Below are 24,937 nucleotides of genomic sequence, written 5' to 3' on the forward strand. Positions count from 1 at the left end.
TTGAACTATAAAGCCATTGCCTTAGCTAAACAAATCACGCCACTTATCCCAAATAAAATACCTAAGGTGGTAGGCCATTTTAATTTTTCTTTATATAAAATTATTCCACTTGCAATTCCTAATAACACAACAAGAATATTCATACTTGCAAAAACAATTGCGGGCGAATCCTTTAAAAGAATATGAGCTTTCACATATAAAGCAATATTTGAAAAATTAAGTACCCCCAACACCAACCCAGCTATAGCACTTTTAACCTGCCATTTTTGGGTTTTCTGCACCAATAAATATGAAATTGATAATATAAAAGCTGTAATAAAAATAAGATTCAGAGTGAGTGTAAATTGAAGACCTAAACTACTTGTATATTTTAATAAAATATCTACTGCTGCATAGCCAACCCAGACGCTCAATAAAGCAAGAATTGATTTTCGAGATTGATGACCTGAAGCGGAACTTAGCTGTCCAAATAAAACCAGTAAAACTGCAAAAATACCTAATCCTATACCCCATAGTTTTAACGTATTAAATTGTTCTTGAAAAAAGAAATAAGCGGCTAATAAAGAAAGTACTACAGAAAGACGCTGTGCGATTTCCGTTTTAACAATTCCTGCATACTCCAATGATTTAGCAAGGCACAAGAAAATACTAGGTAAAATTACCCCTAAAGCAACAATTAACCACCAAGGCGTATGTTGTATAGAAACCTGTTGAATATTAGGTTTAAACCACCAAAAGCAAAATAGACTTGCACTTGCATAGTTCCATGCAATCATATGTAGTGGTTGATATCCTTTTTTCTTTAAATTTTTTAATAGAATAGACACCAAGACGCTACTTAAGGCAGCCGCCAATATCAATAACATGACTTACAACTCTATTTATTTAAATATTTGAGTCACCACGATCAAATCATGACCTTGGATGAGTTTAATATTTTGAATTAACTTTTAAATAAACATAAAAAAACCAGTCATTATCTGACTGGTTTCTTTTTAGATTTCAATTAACGATTATTTTCGTCTTCTTGACCATCTTCAAATTTAGTGTCGTTGTCAAAACCACCTTGATGACCACCGAAGCCGCCTTGACCGCCGAAACCGCCACCTTGAGCACCACCGAAGCCGCCTTGACCGCCGAAGCCGCCACCTTGAGCACCACCGAAGCCGCCTTGACCACCGAAACCGCCTTGAGCGCCACCGAAGCCACCTTGAGCGCCACCGAAGCCGCCTTGAGCGCCGCCACCGAAGCCACCAGTAGGTTGACCACCAAAGCCACCTTGAGTGCCGCCTTGTGCTGGGAAGCCGGTACCTTGTGCGCCTGCTGGGCGTGGGTTACGCGCTGGAACAACAGTTGAAATCGCGTGTTTGTATACCATTTGACTTACAGTATTTTTTAATAAAACAACATATTGGTCAAATGATTCAATATGACCCTGTAATTTAATACCGTTCACAAGGAAAATAGAAACAGGGATACGTTCTTTACGGAGAGAATTTAAGAACGGATCTTGTAAAGTTTGACCTTTAGACATTTTTAACTCCAAAAAAATTTTTTAAATCAGCGCAAAAAAACTATCTTTATTTTTCAACTAAAAATTATAAAAAGACAGTGTGCAAATTTTGCTTTATCCATAAGAGTTTCGCAAGTCTTCTTTCGCCTGCTTTATCGTCAAGTAAGTTTTAAAATCGTGTATTTCTTGCAAAGAACGTAACCACGTATATTGACGTTTGGCAAGTTGTCGTGTTGCAAATAAAGCTTTATCCTCCATTTCACGTTTACTTTTGAGACTTATATCACTTTTTAATAGAAATTCTAGTGCTTGTCGATAACCCACTGAACGCATTGAGGGTAAATTTTCATCTAAATCGTATTTTTCAATTAGAGCTTCAACTTCACTCAAAAAACCGATTTCCCACATTTTGCTTAATCTTTGCTCAATGCGTTGATGTAATTCTACCCGATCTGGAAGTAAAGCATAATTATGAAATATGTATCGATATGGTACGTTTTTTGGTTGTGCTGCCTGTAATTTAGTAATTGGCTCACCCGTAAGCTTATAAACCTCTAGTGCTCGAATAATTCTTTGCTTATCAGTCACATTAAATTTTATAGCCGCAGCAGGATCAACGGAAGCTAACTCATCATAAACAGCCTGCCACCCTTCATTTAAACCTTTTTCTTCAATTGCTGCCCGAATTTGGGCATCTGCGCTTGGCAAATTACTCGATAGGCCTTCTAATAATGACTTAAAGTACAACATTGTGCCTCCCACCAAAATAGGAGTTTTCCCACGTGAATGCATGTCATCAATCAACTTACACGCATCTTCAACAAACTGAGCAGCTGAATAAACTTCAAGAGGTGTAATAATATCAATTAAATGATGAGGATATAGCGCTTGTTCTTCACGAGTTGGCTTAGCAGTACCAATATCCATATCTTTATAAACGAGTGCAGAATCAACAGAAATCAGCTCAAAATTTCCACGTTCATATAATTCACATGCCAAAGCGGTTTTCCCGCTCGCAGTTGGTCCCATTAAATTGATGACGGGCAATTGATTTGACATGTAAAACTACTCTCCTCGAGCAAATAATTTATCTAATTGAGATAATGGAAATGCACGCCAAGTTGGTCTTCCATGGTTACATTGGCTGGCAAATTCGGTTTGTTCCATTTGGCGAAGTAAAGCATTCATTTCAGACAGACTGAGTTGTCGATGTGCACGCACTGCCCCATGGCATGCCATTCCAGCTAATAATTCGTCTCTTTTTTGAAGTAATCCTTGTGCTTCATCATTTGGATCTAAATCGTTTAAAAGTTCAGGAATAAGATTTTCAAAGTCAGCTTTTTGTAATATGGCTGGCACTCCCCGAACAATAATCTGCTCATCCCCATATAAATCAATTTCCAGTCCTAAGCGCTCAAGTTGAGGTTTCAACTCTTCCACACGCACTGCCTGCATACGGCTAATAGAAATGACTTTAGGGATAAGCAACTGCTGAGACGTCCAAAACTCTGGTTTGTCCCAAGCATTTTTCATTTGTTGTAATAAAATTCGCTCATGCGCTGCATGCATATCAACAATAATTAGCCCTTCTGTATTTTGCGCTAAAACATAAATTCCATGAAGTTGTGCAATTGCGATACCTAATGGAAATTCATCGACCTTAGCTACTGGCTCAATATTTTCATTCACGGAAAAGTTAGCGGGCTGATCACGCAGTGGCGCCAAGTATGTCTTTAACGCATTATTTAGCTGAGGAGATCCATTATATTTTGGCGTTTGATCGGCATAATGAATAGTTTGTGGACGGCTAGCATTAAAATCAGTTAATAGCTCTGTCGGTGCATTCTGAGTTCGCGCTTCATTATCTGGATTTAAAGCTTCATTTGCACGATGCAGCGTAAATTGTTCCTGATATTTAGGTTGAGGCTGTACAGAATAATCTGAGGTTTCATCCACTTTCATCGCTTGAGCTAAATCAGCGCTCGCTGTCTGAAATTGCGACAGAGTTTCTTTTGCATAATGCCTTACAAACTCATGCACTTCTCTCTGATTTAAAAACCGGATTTCATGTTTTGTAGGATGAACATTCACATCAATATTTTCAGGATCAACTTCTAAAAACAGTAAATAAGATGAATGTTGATGTCCATGTAAAATACCGTCATATGCCATACGTAGCGCATGTGAAATCGTTTTATCTTTGACGATACGTCCATTTACATAGACATATTGCATATCAGCCTGCGCACGAGCATCTGAAGGATGGCCAAGCCAACCTGATAACCGCATGCTAATACTTTCGGCATCCATCCAATATGCATTTTGTACAAATTGCGAACCTAATAATTGCTGTACTCGCTGAAAACGTAGTTCTCCGCTATCAGCTATAGGTAAATTAATTCTAATATTATCATTATGCTCAAGCACAAAACGTATATCAAAATGTGTTAAAGCCAGACGACGAACAATCTCTTCAATATGACCAAATTCAGTCGTTGGTTTCTTTAAAAATTTACGGCGTGCCGGTACATTAAAAAATAAGTCCTGAACACGTATGTGAGTTCCCTTTTGAGCAGCAACAGCTTGTATTTCTTGATGATCAAAGGCTGTGCCATTGACTTCAACCTGATGGCCAATACCACTTTCATCTTGGCTACTGGTCAATGTCAATCTTGAAACAGCAGCAATCGAAGCAAGTGCCTCCCCGCGAAATCCCAAACTTACAATCGCGTGTAAATCTTCTGCCGTTTTAATTTTACTTGTGGCATGACGCATGACGGCTAATGCCAAATCCTCAGAATGAATACCATGCCCATTATCAATAATTTCTATTAAGGTCGAACCACCCTGAGCGATCCGTATAATGAGCTCGGTTGCACCAGCATCAATGGAGTTTTCTAATAATTCTTTAACAACAGATGAAGGACGCTCAATCACCTCACCAGCAGCAATTTGGTTGGCTAACGCTGCGTCTAATGTATGGATACGACGTTGTGTTAGCTTTTCATCAGTCATGAAGCTGTTCCTGCAAAGTCTGATACAAATGTTCTGTGGGTAAAGTTAAGGTCACTAAACGGCTCAACTCATCCTCTGACTTTTGAATATCGATGATGATATCGGCCTGAGGAATTTCATCGCCACCTTTTGATGGCCATTCAAATAAAAATAATGCGTCTGTGACATCTAAATAGTCACGGATTCCCATTAATTCAAGTTCATAAGGGTCATTCAAACGATATAAGTCAAAATGAAAAATTTCTTTGTCATTGATTTTATACGGCTCAACCAGCGTATAAGTTGGACTTTTAACCGAGCCTTTATGACCTAAAGCCTGTAAGAAATAGCGCGTAAGTGTGGTTTTACCCGCACCTAAATCTCCAATTAAATAAATCACACCCGACTGAACATGTTGCGCCAACGCTTGAGCTAGACGCCCAGTATCTTCTTCATGATTTAAGACCAATTTCAATGAATACGACATAGCACACATAACATGATTCAAAATAATCGATATGATAACATTGCCCTGCCCTAAAAGCCTACTCAAGCCCTAGAAGTTGGCTTTTTTTATATCAATTCTCTTACATATTTACATTTTTTATGTCTAGTCCAAACGAATTTCTACCGCCCATGATTGATGGGGTGAGCGCAAGCCAAGTCTATCTTCCTGCACAAACAAATACTCAAACTATTTATGAGTATCTATGCCAACATTTTCAACATATTAAAGTACAAGAGTGGCAACAACGATTTCAAGATGGGCTTATTTATGAGGCAAATGGACAAAAATTAACACTAGATAGTCCATATCAAAGCAATACGCATATTTTTTATTATCGATTTCTTGCCTATGAGCCCCATGTTCCTTTCGAACATCGAATTTTATTTGAAAATGATGACTTACTGGTGGTCGATAAACCTCATTTTTTAACAATTAGTCCAACTGGACAATATGTGCAAGAAACATTATTAGTTCGACTTAAAAAACAGACAGGTAATGAGTTTTTAACGCCTATACACAGACTAGACCGTGAAACTGCTGGGGTTGTTCTATTTTGCAAACGGGTTGAATCTCGTGGTGCTTACCAACAATTATTTGCAGAGCGTCAAGTCAATAAAACTTACCACGCTATCGCTCCTTATAAAAAAGAATTAAAACTCCCCCAAACACTATGTTTGCATTTAGATAAAGGTACTCCTTTTTACACCATGCAAGTTGTGGCTAATGCTAAAGCAAATAGCCAAACATATATTGAGCTTATTGAGCACAACCAGACTTGGGCTAAATACCGTTTAACGCCAACTACGGGTAAGCAACACCAGCTTCGTGTACATCTTAATTATTTAGAAATTCCGATTAAAAATGATCCATTTTATCCCACGGTTCAGCACAAGTCTGAAGATGATTTCTCAGAACCATTGCAGCTTCTGGCTAAGCATATTTTATTTATAGATCCGCTAACAAAAGAGGAAATGTCTTTTAATTCCATGTTTAAACTGACATTGTAATGTAAGCGTAATGACAAAAAGATTGTATTTTATGCCGAAAAACATTGAAATTACATTGCAATGGTTTAAAATAAATTTCTAAAAATTAAAAATCATTTGGTTTTGTTATTCATGCGAAAAACAGAAGTTTATCAGGTTCGACTGGACTCCCAAGAGAAAAAACAGGCGTTTGCTGTTTTTAAACAATTGGGAATTACCCCTGCCCAAGCGGTACGACTTTTTTTTAAACAGGTCGTATTAACTAAATCCATTCCGTTTGCAATTGAAAATCAGACGATTAATATGGAACAATTATTAAAGCTGAGAAAAGCGAAGGTATCATCATTAAACCAAAATTCATCAACTTCAGTTGAAGATGATGATCATGAAGATTTATTTGAAGAACTAAATGCTCTTCTGGGTGAAAGCGACAAAATTTAACACTGTTGCATTTATAAACAAGTTTTAACGTCAAAAAGCTCTTTTTTTCGTTATGCTCTCTTTGTAAAAACATAATGATAAGTTACAAGGAGTGCCAAATGATCGTTAGACGAGCGACTTTTGAAGATTTAGAGCAACTCGCCGTTTTATTTGATGAATACCGCCAATTTTATGGGGCCTCTTCTAATTTCAAAGAATCACTTCACTTTCTCAAGCAGCGTTTTGAGAATAGAGAAAGTGTGTTTTTCATTCATATTAAAGACGATAAAATCACAGGTTTTATTTTACTCTATTTAGGTTTTTCTTCAGTTGCTTGCTCAACTTACTATATTTTAGATGATGTATATGTTACACCCGTTTTCCGTCGTCAAGGTTCGGCTAAACAGCTAATCGATACAGCAATTTTATTTGCAAAACAAGAAAATGCTTTGCGAATTAGTTTAGAAACTCAAAGTAATAACCATGAGTCTCATCGCCTATATGAACAAATGGGCTTTATTCGGGACAGTGAATTCCAAACATTTCATTGCTTTCTTAAGTAATATTTTGGGCGAGATGTTTTTGCTCTTCAGATAAATAAATCCATTCTCCCTCTGCAATTTCAGGTATAGCCAATTGCCCTATTTGATGGCGATGCAACGCTTCTACTTTGTTTCCTACAGCGGCAATCATTCTTTTGACTTGGTGATAAACGCCTTGATGAATGGTCATCGTTAATTGATGAGTTTCCAATATTTCTACATCAGTTGCAGCAAAAATACCTTTTTCCTGATGTAAGCTCACCCCTTGAGCTAACATTTCAATTTGCTCAGGCGTGACCGGGTCTATAGTCGTAACATGATAAACCTTTGGAACATGTTTACGAGGATGAGTTAAAGCTTGAAGATATTTACCATCATCGGTAATTAAGAGTAAACCAGTTGTATCTTGATCTAAACGACCAATCGCCTGCACACCTCGATGAATCATAATGTCAGGTAAAAGACTAAAAACACTTTGATGATGCTGAGGTTGGTGTGAGCATTCAAAGCCTTTTGGTTTTTTTAAAGCAATATAAACTTTTTCTCTATATTGATAAGTTTGTCCAAAAAGAGAAAACTCTAAATTTTCAGGAGAGAATTGCTTCTTTAGATCATCAGCAACCTCTCCATCAACACTTACAGATCCGTTTTTTATTAACTGCTGACAATATTTACGTGAACCAAACCCTTGAGATTGTAAAATTTTTTCCAGCAGCATGAAGTTTTCTCATTAGAACTAAGCCGTCATTTTAACGTAGTTTCCACTTTTTACTAAACGCTACGAGCAGCTCTTTGCATTTACTTCATTCAATTCACACCCTACTCTTCAACGACCCGATAAATATTTTCATTCTGCTCACTTTCAAATAACAATTCTGTAGTAGGTAAAATAATTTCATTATCAACAATAATATGCTCAATACGCTGACTTAATTTTAAAGATTCATTTTCATGTTCAACTAAATTTTTCTTTAGTTGAGCTTTTGCATTATGTATCTGATCAAACTGATCTTTAATTTTGATATCTATAATATCCATAAAAATGTCCTGTACTCATGAGTAATGATTATTTTTATATCATATTTTTTTAAAACCATAACTTTTAACTTGTTAATTTATATAACATTGTTTCCAAGCGTAACCAAGAACTAAAACTCTTTATCATTGAGAGATATACAATGAATTTTTATTAAAAATACTATCTGAAATCGACTGTATCTTTTAAAGCTTTCACATTACGGCTCTTAAATATTATACAATTCCATTTTATTTACTTTCATTTCTGCTTCTCATGCTTGCCCAATTTGATGTTAATTTAGTTGTTTTACTAGTTCTGCTCGTCTGCGGTTTATTAAGTCAAAATGTGGCTGTAACCATTGCAGCGGGTGTACTGATTGTCGTTAAAATCACGCCTTTAAGTGAGTTCTTCCCTTACATTCAAGCCCATGGTCTTAATTTAGGAATTCTTATTTTAACGATTGGTGTACTCACTCCCATTGCGAGTGGAAAGCTCAGTGGGGAGACTATTTTAAAATCATTTATTAGTATTAAATCGCTGGTTGCTATCGCAATTGGTTTGTTAGTCGCTTGGCTAGGCGGCCGTGGAGTAAAACTGATGTCAAGCCAGCCTGATGTTGTTGCAGGCTTACTCATTGGTACAGTTGCAGGTGTGGCCTTACTTCGTGGTGTACCAGTCGGACCTCTTATTGCAGCGGGTTTACTTTCCTTATTTATTGGTAAATAAAGTGTCGATATTAAAAAAGGTGCAATTAAGCACCTTTTTATACTTAGGTTAAATTATTTACTTTAACCAGAATAATAGGAGTTTCGTTTTAAAGAGAACTTTTCCAATTGCTTCAAGAAACCTTCAAAATAACTTTTCTCTTTTTCTTCAGTTCGATAGCCCGCATATAAAGTTCGTCTTAAGCCTGTAGATGAAACACAATCTAAACGACGGCTTGTAACCCATCCCTTTTGTTCATATTCATTTACTACCCAATCAGGTAAAGCAGCAATGCCTCGACCACTTGCTACAAGCTGAATAAGCATTTGAGTTAAATCTGTTGTTCTTATTTGTTTAGGTTGAATATTCGCAGGAATGAAAAGTTTGGACATAATATCTAAACGATGCTTATCAACTGGATAAGTAATTAAAACTTCTTCCGCTAACTCTTGAACTGTAATATTTTCAGCACGTACCAATGGATGCGTGTTTGATAAGACCAAACGTGATTCATATTCAAAAATTGGGAAATATTCAATTCCTTTTAATGCAATTGGATCTGCTGTAATGAGCAAATCAAATTCTGCATTTTGTAAAAGTTCATGCGGATTTGCTTCAAAACCTGAAGCAAAATCTAAGTCAACATCTGGATATTGCTGTCGATATTGATTTAATAACGGCATTAACCAGTCAAAGCAACTATGGCATTCCGATGAAAAAATAATTCTGCCAGTCTGTCCATGGACAATACGCGTGATATCACTGTGAGTAATCTGAATTTGTGGCAAAACGTCATCGGCTAACTTGAGTAAGCGCTGCCCTACATTAGAAAAACTAACAGGTCTGCTGCGACGATTAACAACCTCTACCCCATACCAATGGTCTAATTCTTTTAACTGATGAGAAATAGCAGAAGGCGTTAAGCAAAGGTCATTTGCTGCCGAGACCAATGAACCGTGTTCACGCAAGGCAACTAAGGTTTTAAGATGACGAATTTCTAACATGGTTCCACGCTTGAAAAATAGATTTATCTATAAATGTTCTAATCTCATCTTTATTTTTCAAAAAATCGAACAACTTTAGATAAATTCTTACTAATGAATACTATTCATCTTATCACAAAATTAATTAGTCAACTTCAACATGAATTTTATTTTACTATTTTTTATTAGTTGAATTCTTATAATTTTAAAATTGAGATAGCTCCCTTCCTTCCCTATGTTATTGAATATATTTCTGCTCCCTAATTAAAATTAGACCCGTATTGGATCTAATTTTAATTAATGCTAAAAGTTATTGGGCCAACACATTTAAGCTAACAATTGTATAGTTTTGATTTTTAGGCTTTAGCTTTAAATCTACTGGTGCTGTTACTTCCAATAAATACTCACCAGCTTTTGGAAATTTGAGCTCAACTTGCCCTTTATTATCTGCCTTAAATGGCAGTGCTTGTTTATCAGTTGTACCTTTTTCTCTTAAATTAACTTCAGCATAAGCTAAAGGCTGTCCTTTTTCAGTTACAGATAACTTAATCGATTGAGCAGCTTTTATCAGGTTTGGGTGTACAGAAAAATTAACTTTTATTGGTGTATTCGGAAGTTGAATATCTGAAACTTTTCCTTTAGAAAGATAACTTTGCAATGTCCACTCTCGTGTTACTTGCTCTGTTTTAATTGTTTTTGTTTTAAGGTCAGCTGGAATCAAATATTCGCGTTCTGCTTTTGGTGGGGCTTTATCAGCTGGCATATCAAAAAATAAATGCCATGTTTTTTGGTCATATACATAGCTTAAAGGATAACTTGCTTGAGTTTGAAGAATATACGTTCCCTCGTCTGGCAAATCTACATCAAAAACAGTTACAGACTTGTGTAAAGCTTCTGGCTTAACGGTCTTAAGCTCATTTTTAGGAGTAATTACGGTAAGGTTGGCATCCTTTAAAGCATATTCACTATTTAATGCTTCTTCGGCATAACCTGCAATTACGGGTACTTGAGTCTGTTCAGTTTTATAAGCTAACGGTGCTACATAAGGTTCATGAGCAAAGCTATAGCTACATGCGAATGCAAGAGAAAGTATTAAAAATTTATTCATTATTACAAAATCCTGTTGTACACAACGGTGAAAGTTTTCAGACAAAAAATAGCAGCTACAGTATACATAAATAAAAATCATTATTATTATCATTTAATATTCAAGTTTAAAATTCTCTGATCTTTTATTCAAAAAGAAAGTGGTTGAGTTCTTAACCAAATGGTTTGGATCACCCTTATCTGGTTGTTTTTGTACTTAGCCTCGGCGATCTTAATTTTTGTTTTTATTATTCTGCACTCTTTTCCCTTATACTTCCTTTTTTGAGTCTCTTCTTAATTTATTATGGCGTCCCCGCAATCCCCTCTTTCTTCTGCACATCAACACTATTCACTCTTTTTAGCAATTTTCTCACTGGCTGTAGGTGGTTTTTGTATTGGAACCACCGAATTCGTCGCAATGGGACTGATTCAGGAAATTGCAAATAATTTAAATATTACAGTACCAGAAGCTGGCCACTTTATTAGTGCCTACGCTTTAGGTGTAGTGATTGGCGCTCCTATCATCGCTATTCTTGGAGCCAAAGTTCCTAGAAAAACTTTATTGCTCGGCTTAATGCTTTTTTATGGCATTGCAAATGCCTGTACCGCTTTAGCTCATACCCCCGAAACTGTTTTAATCTCACGTTTCATTGCTGGTTTACCACACGGAGCTTATTTTGGAGTCGGAGCATTAGTTGCAGCTGAACTAGCGGGTCCATCACGAAGAGCATCTGCTGTTGCCCAAATGATGATGGGACTTACAGTTGCAACTGTGATTGGTGTACCTCTAGCAACGTGGTTAGGTCAAAATTTTGGCTGGAGAGCTGGTTTTGAATTTTCAGCAACCATTGCTTTTGTCACTTTAATTGCTGTTGGCTTCTTTGTACCTAATATTCCAGTCCAAGCAAAAGCAAGTATAAAAACAGAATTAGCTGGCCTTAAAAATATCAACATGTGGTTAACACTAGCGGTAGGCGCCATCGGTTTTGGAGGCATGTTTTCTGTTTATAGCTATGTATCACCAATTCTAACTGAATATACGCAGGTTAATATCCAAATTGTCCCTATCGCTTTAGCTATTTGGGGTACTGGTATGGTTATTGGTGGCTTAGCAGCTGGATGGCTTGCAGATAAAAATCTGAACAAAACGATTGTAAGCGTACTCATTAGCTCAGCTATCGCTTTTGTTGTTGCCAGTTTCTTAATGAGCAATATTTATACTGCTATTGCCTCATTATTTTTGATTGGCCTCACCGTAATGGGATTAGGCGGAGCTTTGCAAACTCGTCTAATGGATGTAGCAGGAGATGCTCAAACATTAGCAGCATCTCTCAATCACTCTGCCTTTAATATGGCCAATGCATTAGGTGCATTTCTTGGTGGATGGGTACTCAGTCACCAAATGGGTTGGATCGCACCAATCTGGGTTGGTTTTGTCTTGAGCCTCGGTGGTCTTATCATTTTACTTATTGCATTTGCCGTAGAGAAAGCAAGTAAGAAAATTTAATCAAAGAAGATGCTAACTCATTATTTCTAATCAGTTAGCTTTCCGCCACAGTGAGGGCAATAACATTTTGTCTCTCTAACCGACTCTTCTTCCTCTAATACCTTTTCACGCATAATCTGAATAATCAGGTTATGCGCTTGCTCTTTTGGCAGGCCTACTTTTTGGCGGATCCGCTCAATTTCAACTTCATCATGTAAAATATCAATACCTCGTACCTGAAGTAACTCACGGAATTCTTGCTCTAGTCTTTGATTACGCTGATTAAGTTCATTTGCAAGCCCAGATGCTAAAATACCGGCAGGTAACGCTGCAATACCAACACCCAAAATGGTAATGAGTGCGCCTAGTAACTTTCCTAAACTGGTGACTGGGGTCACATCGCCATAACCTACTGTAGTTAAAGTAACCACTGCCCACCACATAGATTTAGGTATTGAACTAAAAGCTTCTGGTTGAGCTTTATTTTCAACCACATAAATGCCAGAAGCAGTCATAATAATCATAATAATTAAAATAAAGATAACTGCCTGAAAAGACCCTTTCTCACGTTTAATCACACACAACAATATCTGTAGGGAGATAAAATACCGTGTCAATTTTAATAAACGAAGTAACCTTAGGATTCTGAGCATACGAAGATCAATTCGTACAAAGAAATTGAGATAAGCAGGTAAAATTGCCATCAAATCAATAATTGCTTCCCCGCTTTTCATCCAGTTCAAGCGGATTTTCCATGCAGATTGTGTCGTATCTCGATCTGCAACACTCCACAATCTTAATAAATATTCAATACTAAAAACTGCAATTGAAATAACTTCAAAATAGTCGAACCAAGCATGGTAACTTGTGTATAAATCATTTACTGTTTCTAATAAAACAGCAGCGACATTACCAACAATCAAAACAACTAAAAAATAATTAATACATCTACTTATCGTAGTTTCATAGTCATGATTATGAAGATTATTATAGAAGAACTTACGCAATTCCTTCCAAGCTGAATTTTGCATATTGATCTGACCACTTGATATTGAAGATATAGTAAGCTCTCGCCCTCTATTCACCAATATAGTCTTTAATAAATTTTCCTTCACTCACTTCAATATTTAAAATTTTTCACTTTTCCCACTTCAACTCGCTGCTACACATCGAAATTCATTTTCTTGCCACCACAACATATCATAAATGCCTGGGTGTGATTTTAAGATAATATTTATATAATTTTGCAACACCATAATATGATGGGTAATATCAAGTTTTCTAAATAAAAACTTTCTTAAAATAGGTGTATTTGGAGAAATAAAAACTGCAAATCCATTGCTATATTCTTCATAGACACTGATTCCAAGATACATGGTTATTTCGGGCAAAGGAATCTCAATTTGCCACCCCCAGTTTTCACTATATAGCTCGACATTTAAATGATATCTATTTTTCAATATACTAAAAATATATTGTGCAATATCTTCAGTTTTTTGAACTAAAACACCTCCTTCATCGGAATGCATCTTTTGTTCATATGGTTGATAATCATCAAATTTAAATAAAACTACCGTCTTTAACATTCTCAAATTCCCTATATAAAATACTTATATTTTTTTTAATTATTTTTAAGTTCGTTTAATTATTTTAAAACAAAACATCAGTTAACTTCTAGTACAATATTTAATTTTATATGGATCAAATTAAAAAATGATATATGTAGTACTTTCAAATAAACTTATGAACCAATTCACACTTTTAATAAAAATTAAAACTCAGAAAGACTATTTTTTACCCAACAATGTATATAAATTATTTTATTTAATAATTTATATACCACTTATAGCTTAATCTAGACATATAATTTATTTTTTGATCTTTAAAATTTTCTAAAAAATAATAAGAGGATATATTAATTTAAATAAATATATTTATGAAATTTTTTATGATTAATAATACTAAGTACTATTTATTAAGTTGATACTCATATAGAGAATTTATAATTCTGATATCATTTCCAAAGCGACAATTTTAAAATAAAACTTAATAATTTTCATATATATTAAGAAATACTTAACTTTAAAAGAATTGTCTTTCCCCTTGAAATTAAAGCTAGTACTTACCTCTCATTATTTTTATGGTTTTTGAATTTTTTATCATTATATATTTGCTGGCACAACTGCATATATTACCGCAATGTTTGCAGACTTTTATACGGCGAGACTTGCACTGCTGGGTTCACCGCCAATATTGTTTGCTTTAATGATAGCAGTAACCTCATGACATTAACCCATTATGCGACTGAAACTTCCCCTGTTGTGTTTGGCTCAGGCTACACCCCACTTGGTGAATGGTGGAAAGCTGGCTTTGTCATGGGCGTGGTTAATATCATTATTTTTGTAGTAATTGGCGGACTTTGGTGGAAAGTATTGGGTTATTGGTGACTTAAAGTTGAGGGACATTTCTTACGGATAGGAGTGTTCCTCTAAACTTAAATAATAAATCTTACCAGCAAGCTCACAAAATTCATCGTAAGAGTACTTATTCTTATTTAATAAAACAAAATTATGTTCAAGTGCCATAAAATATTCTCTTACTCTAAATAGTAGTTTTCTCTATCAATCAAATCTTTCCACTCTTCATGACTATAGATTTTAAGGTTATTGAGTCGGGTGCCTATCAATAAGAAACGATCATCCCATGTCAGAATCTCATGGGTATCTTCAAGTTTTATTTCAGAAAATTTTGGAAAGAATTTAGGATCAAAATGTATTATCCCTATTTCCAATAGATACTTTACCTCTCTAGGATTTTCAGGAATAGAATGAAACATAGGAATACGTTCTATTATTTTTTTGGCAATTTGATGTGGTTCAGAATACAAATCATCTAAATACCATTTCTGATCAGAACTTTTCCATATATATGCTTCGAAATTATTCTGCTTAATTAATAAGGTCTCAGTAATAGCATTTGGATTTTGATACCAAACAGTAAATTCTAGATCCTTTGTTGGAATTATAGAAAACATTGGCAATTTTATATAAGGATATGCTTTTAATATCCTAGAAAATAATTTTTGAATTAAGCTATTTAACTCTTCAAGATTTTGTTCTTTATAAAGAATTTTTTCTAAATCAAGAATATTATCTTCTATATTTACAATGCTTTTCATTATTATAAAAATAAGGGCTGATTAATCAGCCCTTATTTTATCTTTTTGCTCAAGCAAAGCATAGCTTTGCTCTTGCGCTAGGGAAAAGCCGATAGGCTTTTCTTGTTCCTAGCTCATTAAGTCAATTGAGCAGCAGAAATTTTCTTAGTATCAACTTGATCAGCTTCTTTAGTATATTCGCTCATCTTGTCGAAGTTTAAGTATTTGTAGATGTCAGCAGATGCGCTGTCGATTTGCGACGCATACTGTTGATATTCTTCTGGGCTTGGTAATTTACCAAGAACCGCAGCTACAGATGCAAGTTCAGCAGAAGCTAAGTAAACATTTGCACCTTGACCTAAACGGTTCGGGAAGTTACGAGTAGAAGTCGATACACATGTTGTATTCGGCGCTACACGTGCTTGGTTACCCATACAAAGTGAACAGCCTGGCATCTCTGTACGCGCACCAGCACGACCATAGATGTTATACAAGCCTTCTTCCATTAATTGGTGCTCGTCCATACGTGTTGGTGGAGCTAACCATAAACGAGTAGTTAATGAACCACTTGGTACTTTATCAAGTAACTGACCCGCTGCACGGAAGTGACCAATGTTAGTCATACAAGAACCGATGAATACTTCATCAATTTTGTCGCCTTGAACGTCAGAAAGAAGTTTCGCATCATCTGGATCGTTCGGGCAGCAAAGAATTGGTTCTTTAATGTCAGCAAGATCGATTTCGTAAACTTTTAAGTATTCTGCATCAGCATCAGCTTTTAACAAGCTTGGGTTTTCTAACCACTTCTGCATGTTTTCAGCACGGCGCGCCATAGTACGAGCATCGCCATAACCTTCAGAAATCATCCACTTCAACATAGTGATGTTAGAACGTAAGTATTCAGCAACTTTCTCTTCAGAAAGTGTGATTGAACAGCCAGCAGCAGAACGTTCAGCAGATGCATCAGAAAGTTCGAATGCTTGCTCAACAGTCAAGTCATTTTCCATTTCTGATAAATCGATCTCAAGGATACGACCAGAGAAGATGTTTTTCTTACCTTTCTTCTCTACAGTTAAGTCACCTGCTTGAATCGCGTAGTAAGGAATTGCATGTACAAGGTCACGTAAAGTGATACCAGGTTGCATTTTACCTTTGAACTTAACAAGTACAGACTCTGGCATATCAAGTGGCATAACACCAGTTGCAGCTGCGAACGCAACTAGGCCAGAACCCGCTGGGAATGAAATACCGATTGGGAAACGTGTATGTGAGTCACCGCCAGTACCTACTGTATCTGGAAGTAACATACGGTTTAACCACGAATGGATAATACCGTCACCTGGACGTAAAGATACACCACCACGGTTCATGATGAAGTCAGGTAATGTATGGTGAGTAGTTACGTCAACTGGTTTTGGATATGCAGCAGTATGACAGAAAGACTGCATTACCAAGTCAGCAGAGAAGCCCAAGCAAGCTAAGTCTTTTAACTCGTCACGAGTCATTGGACCAGTTGTATCTTGAGAACCCACTGTAGTCATCTTAGGTTCACAGTAAGTACCCGGACGGATACCTTGACCTTCAGCTAAACCACATGCACGGCCAACCATTTTCTGAGCTTGCGTGAAGCCTTTGCCAGTGTCAGCAGGTTGTACAGGTGTACGGAACAATGTAGAAGGTTCAAGACCTAATTCTTCACGTGCTTTAGTTGTTAAACCACGACCAATGATCAAGTTAATACGACCACCAGCACGTACTTCGTCTAAAAGTACTGGAGTTTTAAGTTCTGCTTCTGAAATTTGTACGTCATCTTTAAAAGCAGTAACTTTTGCAGCAGCATGGTCAATTTTCAATACTACTTCGTCGCCCATGTTCATGTTAGCAACGTCGATTTCTACAGGTAATGCACCTGCGTCTTCCATTGTATTAAAGAAAATTGGAGCGATTTTAGAACCTAAGCACACACCACCATCTTTTTTGTTTGGAATGTGTGGAAGTTCGTCACCGAAGAACCAAAGTACAGAGTTAGTTGCAGATTTACGTGAAGAACCTGTACCAACAACGTCACCCACATAAGCAACTTGGTTGCCTTTCGCGATGAGTTCTTTGATTTGGTTTAACGGGCCAACTTCACCTGGTTTTTCAGGATTGATACCATCACGCTCGTTTTTCAACATTGCATTTGCGTGTAATGGGATATCTGGACGGCTCCAAGCATCTTGTGCTGGAGACAAGTCATCAGTATTTGTTTCACCAGTTACTTTGAACACAGTGATTTTAATTTCTTCTGGAACGTCAGGACGGCTTGTGAACCATTCTGCGTCTGCCCAAGATTGTAAAACAGCTTTAGCATTGGCATTACCCGCTTTTGCTTTATCTGCTACGTCATGGAATGCATCAAATACAAGAAGTGTTTTCTTTAACGCTTCAGCAGCTAGGCCTGCAAGTTCAGCATTGTCAAGAAGCTCAACGAGTGGCGCTACGTTATAACCACCAAGCATTGTGCCAAGTAAGTAAACTGCACGCTCTTTAGAAACGAGTGATGAAGTTGCTTCGCCTTTTGCAATCGCTGCCAAGAACGCTGCCTTTACGTAAGCTGCTTGGTCAACACCTGCAGGAACACGGTTTTCAAGCAAATCAACCAAAAACGCTTCTTCGCCTGCTGGTGGATTTTTTAATAGTTCAACAAGCTGAGCTGTTTGAGCATCATCAAGTGGCTTCGGTGGGACTCCGAGTGCGGCACGTTCTTCAACGTGTTGGCGGTAAGCTTCTAGCACGGTGTTCATTCCTCTTTTTTTGAAAAATTACTTGCAAATTCCAGCTTTCTTAAAAAGCTTCACAAGTAATATGGACTACAAAAGTTTACTAGAGTTCAAGGTAAAAGTTAATGAAAACGGGGTGTTTCTCCGTGATGCCCATTATTTTGTATCTAAATACCCATGTACAAATAATAAGCATATTAGCCAAATCTGGGCTATTTTTAAGCGGAATAGCCTCAGATGAGAGGAAATTCAATAACCTTACCCAATTAGAACGATTTATATTTTGGCATTTTGTCATGAGGTGTTGCCAAACATTCATCCATCGCTTGCTTTCTAACTTTTTCTTGGAGTGCTTGAGAATCTTTTGTCAGTTCTTCTTTTGGAATTGCATAAACTTTTTCAATAACATTAAGAATGAACTTTTTCGTAACATCATCTTCAATTTTATTTGCATGCTCAACTGCTTGAGCTTTTTCAATTGCTTGCTGGCGATCAAAAACAATACTTCTAGCCGCATTTCCTACGCTAGTACAAAAGCCATGCCACTGCTCTTCGGGTGTTAATGGCTTCTTTTCTGAACAACCGACAAAGAACAAACTCATTGCAATCAATAAAATCTTTTTCATCATTTCACTACACTAATTATTGCTGTTGATATCATACGGAAAATCATCATTTTTGCAAAAATTGCCATAAAAAAAACCGAGATAGAAAACCCTCGGTCTTTTTATATCAAGCATTAGAAATGTCAGTTTAATGTTTCGGGTTAATTAAAAAATTTAATATCCGTAGGTGTTGGTATTTTTGCTGCATCACCAGCAGGTTTTAAGGTGCCATTTTTTGCATCAAAGCGAAATAAACTTATGTTATTACTAAAAACATTGGTTACATATAGGTATTTACCAGATGCATCGAATGAGAAAGCCCGTGGTTCAATACCATTTGCTTTATAAACTGTTGGTTTACCTAGCAATCCATTTTGTTGAATTTTAAATACCAAAAGTTTGTTGTCTGTACCACGATTGGCAGCAATCACATATTTGCCATTTGGACTGAGGATAATTCCACTCGCACTCTTAAATTCAGGTGTTTTGTCCTCATGAATTAGTTTTAGCTCAGCTACTTTTTTCAAATGACCATCTTGTACGTTAAATGTCACAATTTCACTTCGCATTTCTGCGGTAATGTAGGCATGTTTACCATTGGGTGAAAAGACCATATGGCGCGGGCCAGAACCATGGGTAAAGGTCACATCTCGGCTGCTGTCCGCTTCAAGTGGTTGAGGCTTATTCGGGTTATAACGAAAGGTATAGACTTTGTCATTTCCAAGATCGCTCGCATATAAATACTTGCCATCTGGGCTGAAATTTGTCGAATGTGCATGACCACTCTCCTGACGCCCTTTAACATGACCAGAACCTTCCGCGAAAACAATATTTTGAACCATTTCACCCAAATGGCCGTTTGGCAAAATTGGCAAAACAGCCACCCCACCACGACCTTTATCGAATGCCGAATAGTTCGACACAAATAAGAATTTACCATCTAAACTGATTGATGCGTGTGTTGGATGTCCACCATGACTATCCACTGTGTTCAACACCTCCACCTTTTTGTTTTGAATTGATAATGCAGTTACCGCTCCGTCATTTTCTTCATTAGTGGTATATGCAAAACGGCCATCTTTAGATTTCACAATCCAAGAAGGACTTTTCATTTTCAACACCTTAACAGGAGTTAAAGTCCCATCCCTATTAACTTGAAGCTGGTACAAACCTTCACTGGCTTGTTTTGGTTTTTGCACAAGCGGTGCATCAGGAATCGATGTCCATGTTCCCACTAAAGCGATTTGTTGCTGTGCAGCATTTACAGTGGAGCACCACCCAAATGATAAAAGCGTCAACGACAATGTTGCTGTTAATTTTTGAATTAGCCCACGATATTTAATATTTGTATCGTTGTCCTTGCCATATTTTATTTCAACATAAGTATCTATTTTCACGTTTATTTCCTTGAAAAATTCACCTTATTTGCACTTATCAACAAGGTATTATCAATCTAATTTCATTTAATGTTTCTGAAAACTAATTTATAAAACAGCAATTTTCAAGTGAATTTTCTTTAATTAGAACCGTGTTCAAGATTTGGTTCCTTTGAAAACAAACGATAGTTCATATAGTAAATATTCAATTTTTTAAATCTTATGAAGGTGTTATTAAATTAAAAGCCCACTTGAAGTGAGCTTTTAATTCATACATTTAGAAACGCCAGTTGTAGAATAAATCGATCGCTCTTTCTAAAGACTGACTTGCTTCTAGATATAAACGGCGGTTCATTTGATAACGCAACGTAAGCTTGTTCACTGGCGTAAACACACCGACACCATAACGAATAAACAGATCCGGTGTGATATAGCCCGTTAAACTTACTTGCGTATCATCCCCTGTACCTTGTGCATCTAAAGCTAGTCCACTTAAACCAAAAGTACGCCCAATCTGGTTAGTTAAAGCTCGTGTACCACCCAAGCCCATACTGATACCCGCAGCGGCAATGGTGTTATTTACATCAGACTTAAAGCCTTCTGCATTACTTAAACCGCTCGAACCTTCATTAATACGCCCAGTAACGAGCGCGTTCAATGCTTCTTGCTCAGATAGACCTGCATCGTTATAAACCTGAATGTTTGGAGATGTCGCAGTACCTGTAACACGTACTCCAACCATACTACCCTGAACATTTTTGTTTGCGTCTATATCTAAAGTTGGATTTGCCAATGGACCATTGAAACGCGCAATCGCTCGATTCAAATCTAGACTTTGCCCATAAGCCTCAATTTTCACTTTTTGACTGACACCAATTGCTCCATTAGCTCTCATTGCAGTCTCGTAACCACGTTGGCTTAAATTTAAACGACCAACTAATGGAATATTACTGTTAAAGCCTTGGAATATCACTTGGTTTCCAATATTAACAGCAATATCCGCTCGAATATCCCAAGGTTTAGCAGCACGTAAAATTGCAAGCGGATCTTGGCCTTGGCGAACTATGCGGACATCAGATGAGGTATTAATGACTGGAGTCGTTGTTTCCGGCATTGAAATACGTGCACGAGGAACATCTACCGACCCTTTTAAGCTTAAACGCTTATCGAAAGGATACATATCAAGTGTAAGGTTTGGATTGGCAATTGCAGTAATTAATGGTGCCTGACGTACAAGTAAATTATCACCTTTGAGGTTTAATTGAAGACGTGGTGCATCTTTCCATTCAAAACTACCTTTTAAAAGACCTACACCTTGACCGCTGTTAAACGCGCCGTCAATTGTTGCCATGTCCTGACGAATTGATGAATAAACCTGAACATTCGTTAAATTAACTGGCAGCGAAATCATACTGATTGCACCATTTTTCAGACGCATTTCACCAGTAAATTGTGGCTGAGTTAATGTACCGTTGACTTTACCAGCCAAAGCTAAAGTCCCACTCAGTTTGCGGACATCTTGAATAAATGGTTTCAAAACTTTTAATTGAACATCATTAAAAGCGACCTCACCATGCATTGGCATTGATGGCTGGAATGGGTTGATAATAACGTTCGCATAACCCGTACCAATATCAGGTGTTTTCACATCAACACGGAATAACAGTCCTTCAGATACACTTTTTGCAATAATACCCAACTCATCATAAGCCAGAGTGGTTGCTGGGTCTTGTGGATCTTCAGCAGCTAAACCAATTTCACCTTTGCGTGTAATTAAACGTGCGTCAAGTTTTGGATTTCCTCCATTTACCCACGATGCCTTGGCATAACCATTTAATTGCCCAGTTATCGCTAAACCTTCTGGCATAAATGCCGCGAAGTCACTTAAATCCATGTTTTGAGTTACAAACGAGATATTACCGCGTGCTTTACTTACCCGTACCGGCTGGTCAAAACAGAGCTGGCTATTCGCACTTTGCCAGCAGTGTTGACCTACATATAGCTCAGACCGTGCAGAAGAAAAAATCACTGGAGCATTTTGATTTTGTGCCAAACGAATGCGTCTTGAATCAAAACTTCCTTTCTGAATCTGGCCTAACCAATCATTATTTTGGTTAAACCCACCTGCCAACTGAACATAGAATTTGGAAATACTATTATTGCCGAGTACTTTCAATAAATGCGCTTTTCTTGTTCCGGTTAAATTCAATTCGGCAGACTGAATTTGTCTATTTCCACTACGCAAATTATCTAATTTTGCGGTTAATTGAGTCGGTGTTGTTTCCGATGTTGGAAGTTCCCCCTGAATACTCAATCTCTTCACGCTCACTAAAGTATTAAAAGCAAAATCATCTACTGCGATATTTGCTGTTGCTTTTAAACGTGGCTGTGATTGTACATTCAGGTCACCATAAGCTCGACCACGTAGACCCGGATATAACTCGTAGAGTGCTGGCGCATTAAGCTTGATTTTTAGATTTTGGGCATTACCTGTCGCTTGTAGCTGATTCTGCCCATACACTAAAAATAAATTATTGGCTTCAAATTGCTGAGGTAAAAAGCCTTTTTGATTAGAATCCATCAATAAAGATAAATTACCTTTACCTCGAACAGGTTTATTATTTAAAAAGCCTGCAAGATTCAATTGTTGAATATTAATTCGTTTCAAATGGTCTGACCAAACCCCTTGAGTTTTCAGATTTCCTGAAATTTCTCCTTTTACAGCTGAGGTAAAATATTGGGGTTTAAAGCGTACCAATGAACTATTAATATCCCATGCAATGCGATCTTTTAAATTTACAGAACCTGTCGCATAGATTTTTCCAGCTATCCCATCATGTTGTAACTGGTTAATTCGAATAAAATCTGGTGTGCCCGCTATAGAAAACTTCAATAAACCATTTGCCTGTTTTAAGGCTTTTAAAGATCCATCATAATTAACTGCAAAACCTTTAAAACCACCACCAGCTTTCACATCATGAAATAATAATGCTGCTGTACTCTTTCCACCCAAACTTATCGTCTCTTGACCTGCTTGAGCCAGTCGACCAGTTAAGTCAATTTTCTCAAATTGAATGATCTGCTGGTTTGGTTTAGCAAAACCATTTGCTTTAATCGAACCATTTAAAAGATTAACAGGTGCTGCCGCATGAATACTTTGTGGATTAAAATCTTTTGCATTTAACAATGCGTTCCAAACCAACTGACGTTTTTCAGTAGGAAGCAACACTTTAGCCTGCCCAGTTAAGCTACCTTTTTCAGCAGTAAAACTAAAATTTGGAACATTTAAAACATTATCTTTAACATTCAGATTGGCTAGATATTGCCCTGCTGGCAATAAGGTTTTTTCATGCTGATATACTTTTGTAGCAACTTTAATATCTTGCTGACCATCACGTAATGTTAAATCAACCTGACCATTGTCACTGCTTAACCATCCAATATAAGGCATTGCACGGTCTATTTTCGTCCAAGCTACATTCATAAGCATTGGTTGAGGTTTATTATTTTTCTCTGGCGCCTGATTAAACTTGAGCTTCCAAGACTCGTAACGGTCAAAATCAACATTAGCAAATACTTCAGTACCTTTTTCCAAAGAGCCGGTTGAAGCAACAGTAGCATCTAAACTTGGCGGTAAAAAGTCTTGAACAACCTGAGGAATGGCTTTGTCTTTAGGATTAATATGGTCTAAACGACCTTTGACATCCCAAGTAACATGGTCTTTCCAGTTCACTAAACCTTTAAGGTTCACAGCACCTTTCATTACCTGACCATTAAAATCGGTAATGTTAAGTTGATGAACTAAGTCAGTATTCATTAAAGCGTTGTATTGACCTTCAGGTAAATTCTCACCTTTTAAGTCAGTATCAAGCGCTAGATTAAGTTGTTTAATATCACCTTGAAACTTGATCACACCATTTTTTGCAAATAATTTTTGTTCAACCAATAAAGGTAAGTGATAATTTTTGAGTAATAACTCACCTTGCATTGGAACTTCATCACGAACAGGATGTAACACCACCCAACCCGTTAACAAATCTGGAGTTGTTGTTGCAACACCAGCTTTTAAAGTATCTAAACTTCCGCGAGCTGCGACTTTAATATTTTGAATATTTAAACTTTTTAGAGATGGGATTCTTAAATCTGCTGTCGCATTTAATGGGTATTTACCACTAAAATCCATTTTTCCTGTGGCATTATGGACAGAAAGATAGCCCATATCCATACTAGATTTTTCAAATTCCAGTTTGGTCTCTGACCAAAGCGCATCTTGTAAATGAACATCATGAAAATCTACATCTGAGGTCGCTAACTTAATCTCTAAATGATCAACATCGGCTTCATCAACGCGTAGAACAAATGGTAACTTAATCGGCTTAAATTCGAACGCTTTACCAGACGGCGGAGCTTTATTAATAATATGTAAGTTACGTACATCTGCATGACTTAAATGTACTTCTTTTTCTAATAATAAAGAGCGCCATCCTAAACCTACGTCAGCTCTATCTAATGAAACATCAACGTCCTTTAATTGCACCAAAACATTCTTAAGAATAATTCCGCGCAGTAAGTTACCGCCTTCATATTCATATTTAATTATTTTCTGAGCCTCTAAAACCCGATCTAATAAAAAACGACTTCCGCGATCTGTTGACATCATAATCACTAACGAAGACGCTAATAATAAAAATATGATCAATATCGTCAGCACGAAACTACGCAAAATGCGCCGCTTCTTAGGAGAGCTAGGTACCGAAGTTGGCTGCTGTTCTACTTCCGCCATAAAATAAACCTAA

21 protein-coding genes and 1 pseudogene are annotated in these 24,937 nt (G+C 36.9%); 6 read left to right on the forward strand and 16 right to left on the reverse strand.

Annotated elements, in window-relative coordinates; translation table 11 throughout:
- Nucleotides 1-5: 5 nt before the first annotated feature.
- From MSG66_RS06665 to tsaE, 5 genes are all read right to left on the reverse strand, one after another.
- On the reverse strand, nucleotides 6-866 hold the full coding sequence (locus MSG66_RS06665) for a DMT family transporter (RefSeq protein ID WP_324653116.1): 861 nt from the start codon (nucleotides 864-866) through the stop codon (nucleotides 6-8).
- Between the two features lie 140 nt (nucleotides 867-1,006).
- Nucleotides 1,007-1,534: an RNA chaperone Hfq gene (gene hfq / locus MSG66_RS06670; protein ID WP_197730998.1), complete on the reverse strand. Its 528-nt coding sequence runs from the start codon at nucleotides 1,532-1,534 to the stop codon at nucleotides 1,007-1,009.
- Between the two features lie 93 nt (nucleotides 1,535-1,627).
- Nucleotides 1,628-2,572, reverse strand: coding sequence for a tRNA (adenosine(37)-N6)-dimethylallyltransferase MiaA (gene miaA / locus MSG66_RS06675; protein ID WP_324653118.1), 945 nt, complete (start codon nucleotides 2,570-2,572; stop codon nucleotides 1,628-1,630).
- 6 nt (nucleotides 2,573-2,578) lie between these two features.
- Nucleotides 2,579-4,528: a DNA mismatch repair endonuclease MutL gene (mutL, locus tag MSG66_RS06680; RefSeq protein ID WP_324653120.1), complete on the reverse strand. Its 1,950-nt coding sequence runs from the start codon at nucleotides 4,526-4,528 to the stop codon at nucleotides 2,579-2,581.
- Nucleotides 4,521-4,994 carry a tRNA (adenosine(37)-N6)-threonylcarbamoyltransferase complex ATPase subunit type 1 TsaE gene (gene tsaE / locus MSG66_RS06685; protein ID WP_324653122.1) on the reverse strand — a complete coding sequence of 158 codons (474 nt, stop codon included), beginning with the start codon at nucleotides 4,992-4,994 and terminating at the stop codon, nucleotides 4,521-4,523. Before tsaE ends, mutL begins: the two co-directional genes overlap by 8 nt.
- Before the next feature lie 119 nt (nucleotides 4,995-5,113).
- On the opposite strand from tsaE, the gene MSG66_RS06690 reads away from it, so the two are divergent.
- The 3 genes from MSG66_RS06690 (at nucleotide 5,114) to MSG66_RS06700 (ending at nucleotide 6,984) form a co-directional block, all read left to right on the forward strand.
- Nucleotides 5,114-6,022: a pseudouridine synthase gene (locus tag MSG66_RS06690; protein ID WP_324653124.1), complete on the forward strand. Its 909-nt coding sequence runs from the start codon at nucleotides 5,114-5,116 to the stop codon at nucleotides 6,020-6,022.
- Between the two features lie 111 nt (nucleotides 6,023-6,133).
- Complete coding sequence (locus MSG66_RS06695) at nucleotides 6,134-6,442, forward strand: type II toxin-antitoxin system RelB/DinJ family antitoxin (RefSeq protein ID WP_262472342.1); 309 nt, start codon at nucleotides 6,134-6,136, stop codon at nucleotides 6,440-6,442.
- 98 nt (nucleotides 6,443-6,540) lie between these two features.
- Nucleotides 6,541-6,984 (forward strand): GNAT family N-acetyltransferase, encoded by a 444-nt coding sequence (locus MSG66_RS06700; protein ID WP_042896999.1) that lies wholly within the window; start codon nucleotides 6,541-6,543, stop codon nucleotides 6,982-6,984.
- Here MSG66_RS06700 and MSG66_RS06705 read toward each other — a convergent pair.
- Nucleotides 6,977-7,681 carry a pseudouridine synthase gene (locus MSG66_RS06705; protein WP_262472344.1) on the reverse strand — a complete coding sequence of 235 codons (705 nt, stop codon included), beginning with the start codon at nucleotides 7,679-7,681 and terminating at the stop codon, nucleotides 6,977-6,979. The genes MSG66_RS06700 and MSG66_RS06705 overlap by 8 nt on opposite strands.
- 101 nt (nucleotides 7,682-7,782) lie before the next feature.
- Nucleotides 7,783-8,001, reverse strand: a complete 219-nt coding sequence (locus MSG66_RS06710) for a hypothetical protein (protein WP_202741727.1) — start codon at nucleotides 7,999-8,001, stop codon at nucleotides 7,783-7,785.
- A gap of 253 nt (nucleotides 8,002-8,254) precedes the next feature.
- Here MSG66_RS06710 and MSG66_RS06715 point away from each other — a divergent pair, with 253 nt between their 5' ends.
- Nucleotides 8,255-8,707, forward strand: coding sequence for a DUF441 domain-containing protein (locus MSG66_RS06715; protein ID WP_324653128.1), 453 nt, complete (start codon nucleotides 8,255-8,257; stop codon nucleotides 8,705-8,707).
- 62 nt (nucleotides 8,708-8,769) lie between these two features.
- Here MSG66_RS06715 and MSG66_RS06720 read toward each other — a convergent pair whose 3' ends face one another.
- A complete protein-coding gene (locus MSG66_RS06720) occupies nucleotides 8,770-9,690 on the reverse strand; it encodes a LysR family transcriptional regulator (RefSeq protein WP_042897004.1) in 921 nt (306 codons plus the stop codon).
- Nucleotides 9,691-9,979: 289 nt separating this feature from the next.
- Nucleotides 9,980-10,777 carry a DUF4198 domain-containing protein gene (locus MSG66_RS06725; protein WP_324653130.1) on the reverse strand — a complete coding sequence of 266 codons (798 nt, stop codon included), beginning with the start codon at nucleotides 10,775-10,777 and terminating at the stop codon, nucleotides 9,980-9,982.
- Between the two features lie 282 nt (nucleotides 10,778-11,059).
- Here MSG66_RS06725 and MSG66_RS06730 point away from each other — a divergent pair, with 282 nt between their 5' ends.
- Nucleotides 11,060-12,262 carry an MFS transporter gene (locus MSG66_RS06730; protein WP_324653132.1) on the forward strand — a complete coding sequence of 401 codons (1,203 nt, stop codon included), beginning with the start codon at nucleotides 11,060-11,062 and terminating at the stop codon, nucleotides 12,260-12,262.
- Nucleotides 12,263-12,288: 26 nt separating this feature from the next.
- On the opposite strand, the gene MSG66_RS06735 is transcribed toward MSG66_RS06730, so the two are convergent.
- Nucleotides 12,289-13,272 (reverse strand): ion transporter, encoded by a 984-nt coding sequence (locus MSG66_RS06735; protein WP_324653134.1) that lies wholly within the window; start codon nucleotides 13,270-13,272, stop codon nucleotides 12,289-12,291.
- Between the two features lie 120 nt (nucleotides 13,273-13,392).
- Nucleotides 13,393-13,827, reverse strand: coding sequence for a hypothetical protein (locus MSG66_RS06740; protein ID WP_324653136.1), 435 nt, complete (start codon nucleotides 13,825-13,827; stop codon nucleotides 13,393-13,395).
- Nucleotides 13,828-14,392: 565 nt separating this feature from the next.
- Between MSG66_RS06740 and MSG66_RS06745 the strand changes: the two are divergent.
- Nucleotides 14,393-14,688, forward strand: a pseudogene (locus tag MSG66_RS06745) (anion permease); the annotation flags it as partial.
- A 149-nt stretch (nucleotides 14,689-14,837) separates the two neighbouring features.
- On the opposite strand, the gene MSG66_RS06750 reads toward MSG66_RS06745, so the two are convergent.
- From MSG66_RS06750 to MSG66_RS06770, 5 genes are all read right to left on the reverse strand, one after another.
- The gene (locus tag MSG66_RS06750) at nucleotides 14,838-15,419 is read right to left on the reverse strand and encodes a hypothetical protein (RefSeq protein ID WP_133972810.1); all 582 of its coding nucleotides are present in this window, start codon (nucleotides 15,417-15,419) and stop codon (nucleotides 14,838-14,840) included.
- Nucleotides 15,420-15,535: 116 nt separating this feature from the next.
- A complete protein-coding gene (locus MSG66_RS06755) occupies nucleotides 15,536-18,175 on the reverse strand; it encodes a bifunctional aconitate hydratase 2/2-methylisocitrate dehydratase (protein ID WP_324653138.1) in 2,640 nt (879 codons plus the stop codon).
- A gap of 251 nt (nucleotides 18,176-18,426) precedes the next feature.
- Nucleotides 18,427-18,789 (reverse strand): hypothetical protein, encoded by a 363-nt coding sequence (locus MSG66_RS06760; RefSeq protein ID WP_133972806.1) that lies wholly within the window; start codon nucleotides 18,787-18,789, stop codon nucleotides 18,427-18,429.
- Between the two features lie 137 nt (nucleotides 18,790-18,926).
- Nucleotides 18,927-20,162, reverse strand: a complete 1,236-nt coding sequence (locus tag MSG66_RS06765; RefSeq protein WP_324653141.1) for a lactonase family protein — start codon at nucleotides 20,160-20,162, stop codon at nucleotides 18,927-18,929.
- A gap of 256 nt (nucleotides 20,163-20,418) precedes the next feature.
- Complete coding sequence (locus tag MSG66_RS06770) at nucleotides 20,419-24,924, reverse strand: translocation/assembly module TamB domain-containing protein (RefSeq protein ID WP_324653143.1); 4,506 nt, start codon at nucleotides 24,922-24,924, stop codon at nucleotides 20,419-20,421.
- Nucleotides 24,925-24,937: the final 13 nt, after the last annotated feature.

The organism is Acinetobacter sp. IK31, assembly GCF_035615195.1.
In the GTDB taxonomy this organism is placed as follows: domain Bacteria; phylum Pseudomonadota; class Gammaproteobacteria; order Pseudomonadales; family Moraxellaceae; genus Acinetobacter; species Acinetobacter calcoaceticus_C.

Excerpts from the sequence above, each read along its gene's own strand:
- MSG66_RS06665 (WP_324653116.1), bottom strand. The coding sequence starts at position 866 with ATGTTATTGATATTGGCGGCTGCCTTAAGTAGCGTCTTGGTGTCTATT.
- hfq (WP_197730998.1), bottom strand. The coding sequence starts at position 1,534 with ATGTCTAAAGGTCAAACTTTACAAGATCCGTTCTTAAATTCTCTCCGT.
- miaA (WP_324653118.1), bottom strand. The coding sequence starts at position 2,572 with ATGTCAAATCAATTGCCCGTCATCAATTTAATGGGACCAACTGCGAGC.
- mutL (WP_324653120.1), bottom strand. The coding sequence starts at position 4,528 with ATGACTGATGAAAAGCTAACACAACGTCGTATCCATACATTAGACGCA.
- tsaE (WP_324653122.1), bottom strand. The coding sequence starts at position 4,994 with ATGTCGTATTCATTGAAATTGGTCTTAAATCATGAAGAAGATACTGGG.
- MSG66_RS06690 (WP_324653124.1), top strand. The coding sequence starts at position 5,114 with ATGTCTAGTCCAAACGAATTTCTACCGCCCATGATTGATGGGGTGAGC.
- MSG66_RS06695 (WP_262472342.1), top strand. The coding sequence starts at position 6,134 with ATGCGAAAAACAGAAGTTTATCAGGTTCGACTGGACTCCCAAGAGAAA.
- MSG66_RS06700 (WP_042896999.1), top strand. The coding sequence starts at position 6,541 with ATGATCGTTAGACGAGCGACTTTTGAAGATTTAGAGCAACTCGCCGTT.
- MSG66_RS06705 (WP_262472344.1), bottom strand. The coding sequence starts at position 7,681 with ATGCTGCTGGAAAAAATTTTACAATCTCAAGGGTTTGGTTCACGTAAA.
- MSG66_RS06710 (WP_202741727.1), bottom strand. The coding sequence starts at position 8,001 with ATGGATATTATAGATATCAAAATTAAAGATCAGTTTGATCAGATACAT.
- MSG66_RS06715 (WP_324653128.1), top strand. The coding sequence starts at position 8,255 with ATGCTTGCCCAATTTGATGTTAATTTAGTTGTTTTACTAGTTCTGCTC.
- MSG66_RS06720 (WP_042897004.1), bottom strand. The coding sequence starts at position 9,690 with ATGTTAGAAATTCGTCATCTTAAAACCTTAGTTGCCTTGCGTGAACAC.
- MSG66_RS06725 (WP_324653130.1), bottom strand. The coding sequence starts at position 10,777 with ATGAATAAATTTTTAATACTTTCTCTTGCATTCGCATGTAGCTATAGC.
- MSG66_RS06730 (WP_324653132.1), top strand. The coding sequence starts at position 11,060 with ATGGCGTCCCCGCAATCCCCTCTTTCTTCTGCACATCAACACTATTCA.
- MSG66_RS06735 (WP_324653134.1), bottom strand. The coding sequence starts at position 13,272 with ATGCAAAATTCAGCTTGGAAGGAATTGCGTAAGTTCTTCTATAATAAT.
- MSG66_RS06740 (WP_324653136.1), bottom strand. The coding sequence starts at position 13,827 with ATGTTAAAGACGGTAGTTTTATTTAAATTTGATGATTATCAACCATAT.
- MSG66_RS06750 (WP_133972810.1), bottom strand. The coding sequence starts at position 15,419 with ATGAAAAGCATTGTAAATATAGAAGATAATATTCTTGATTTAGAAAAA.
- MSG66_RS06760 (WP_133972806.1), bottom strand. The coding sequence starts at position 18,789 with ATGATGAAAAAGATTTTATTGATTGCAATGAGTTTGTTCTTTGTCGGT.
- MSG66_RS06770 (WP_324653143.1), bottom strand. The coding sequence starts at position 24,924 with ATGGCGGAAGTAGAACAGCAGCCAACTTCGGTACCTAGCTCTCCTAAG.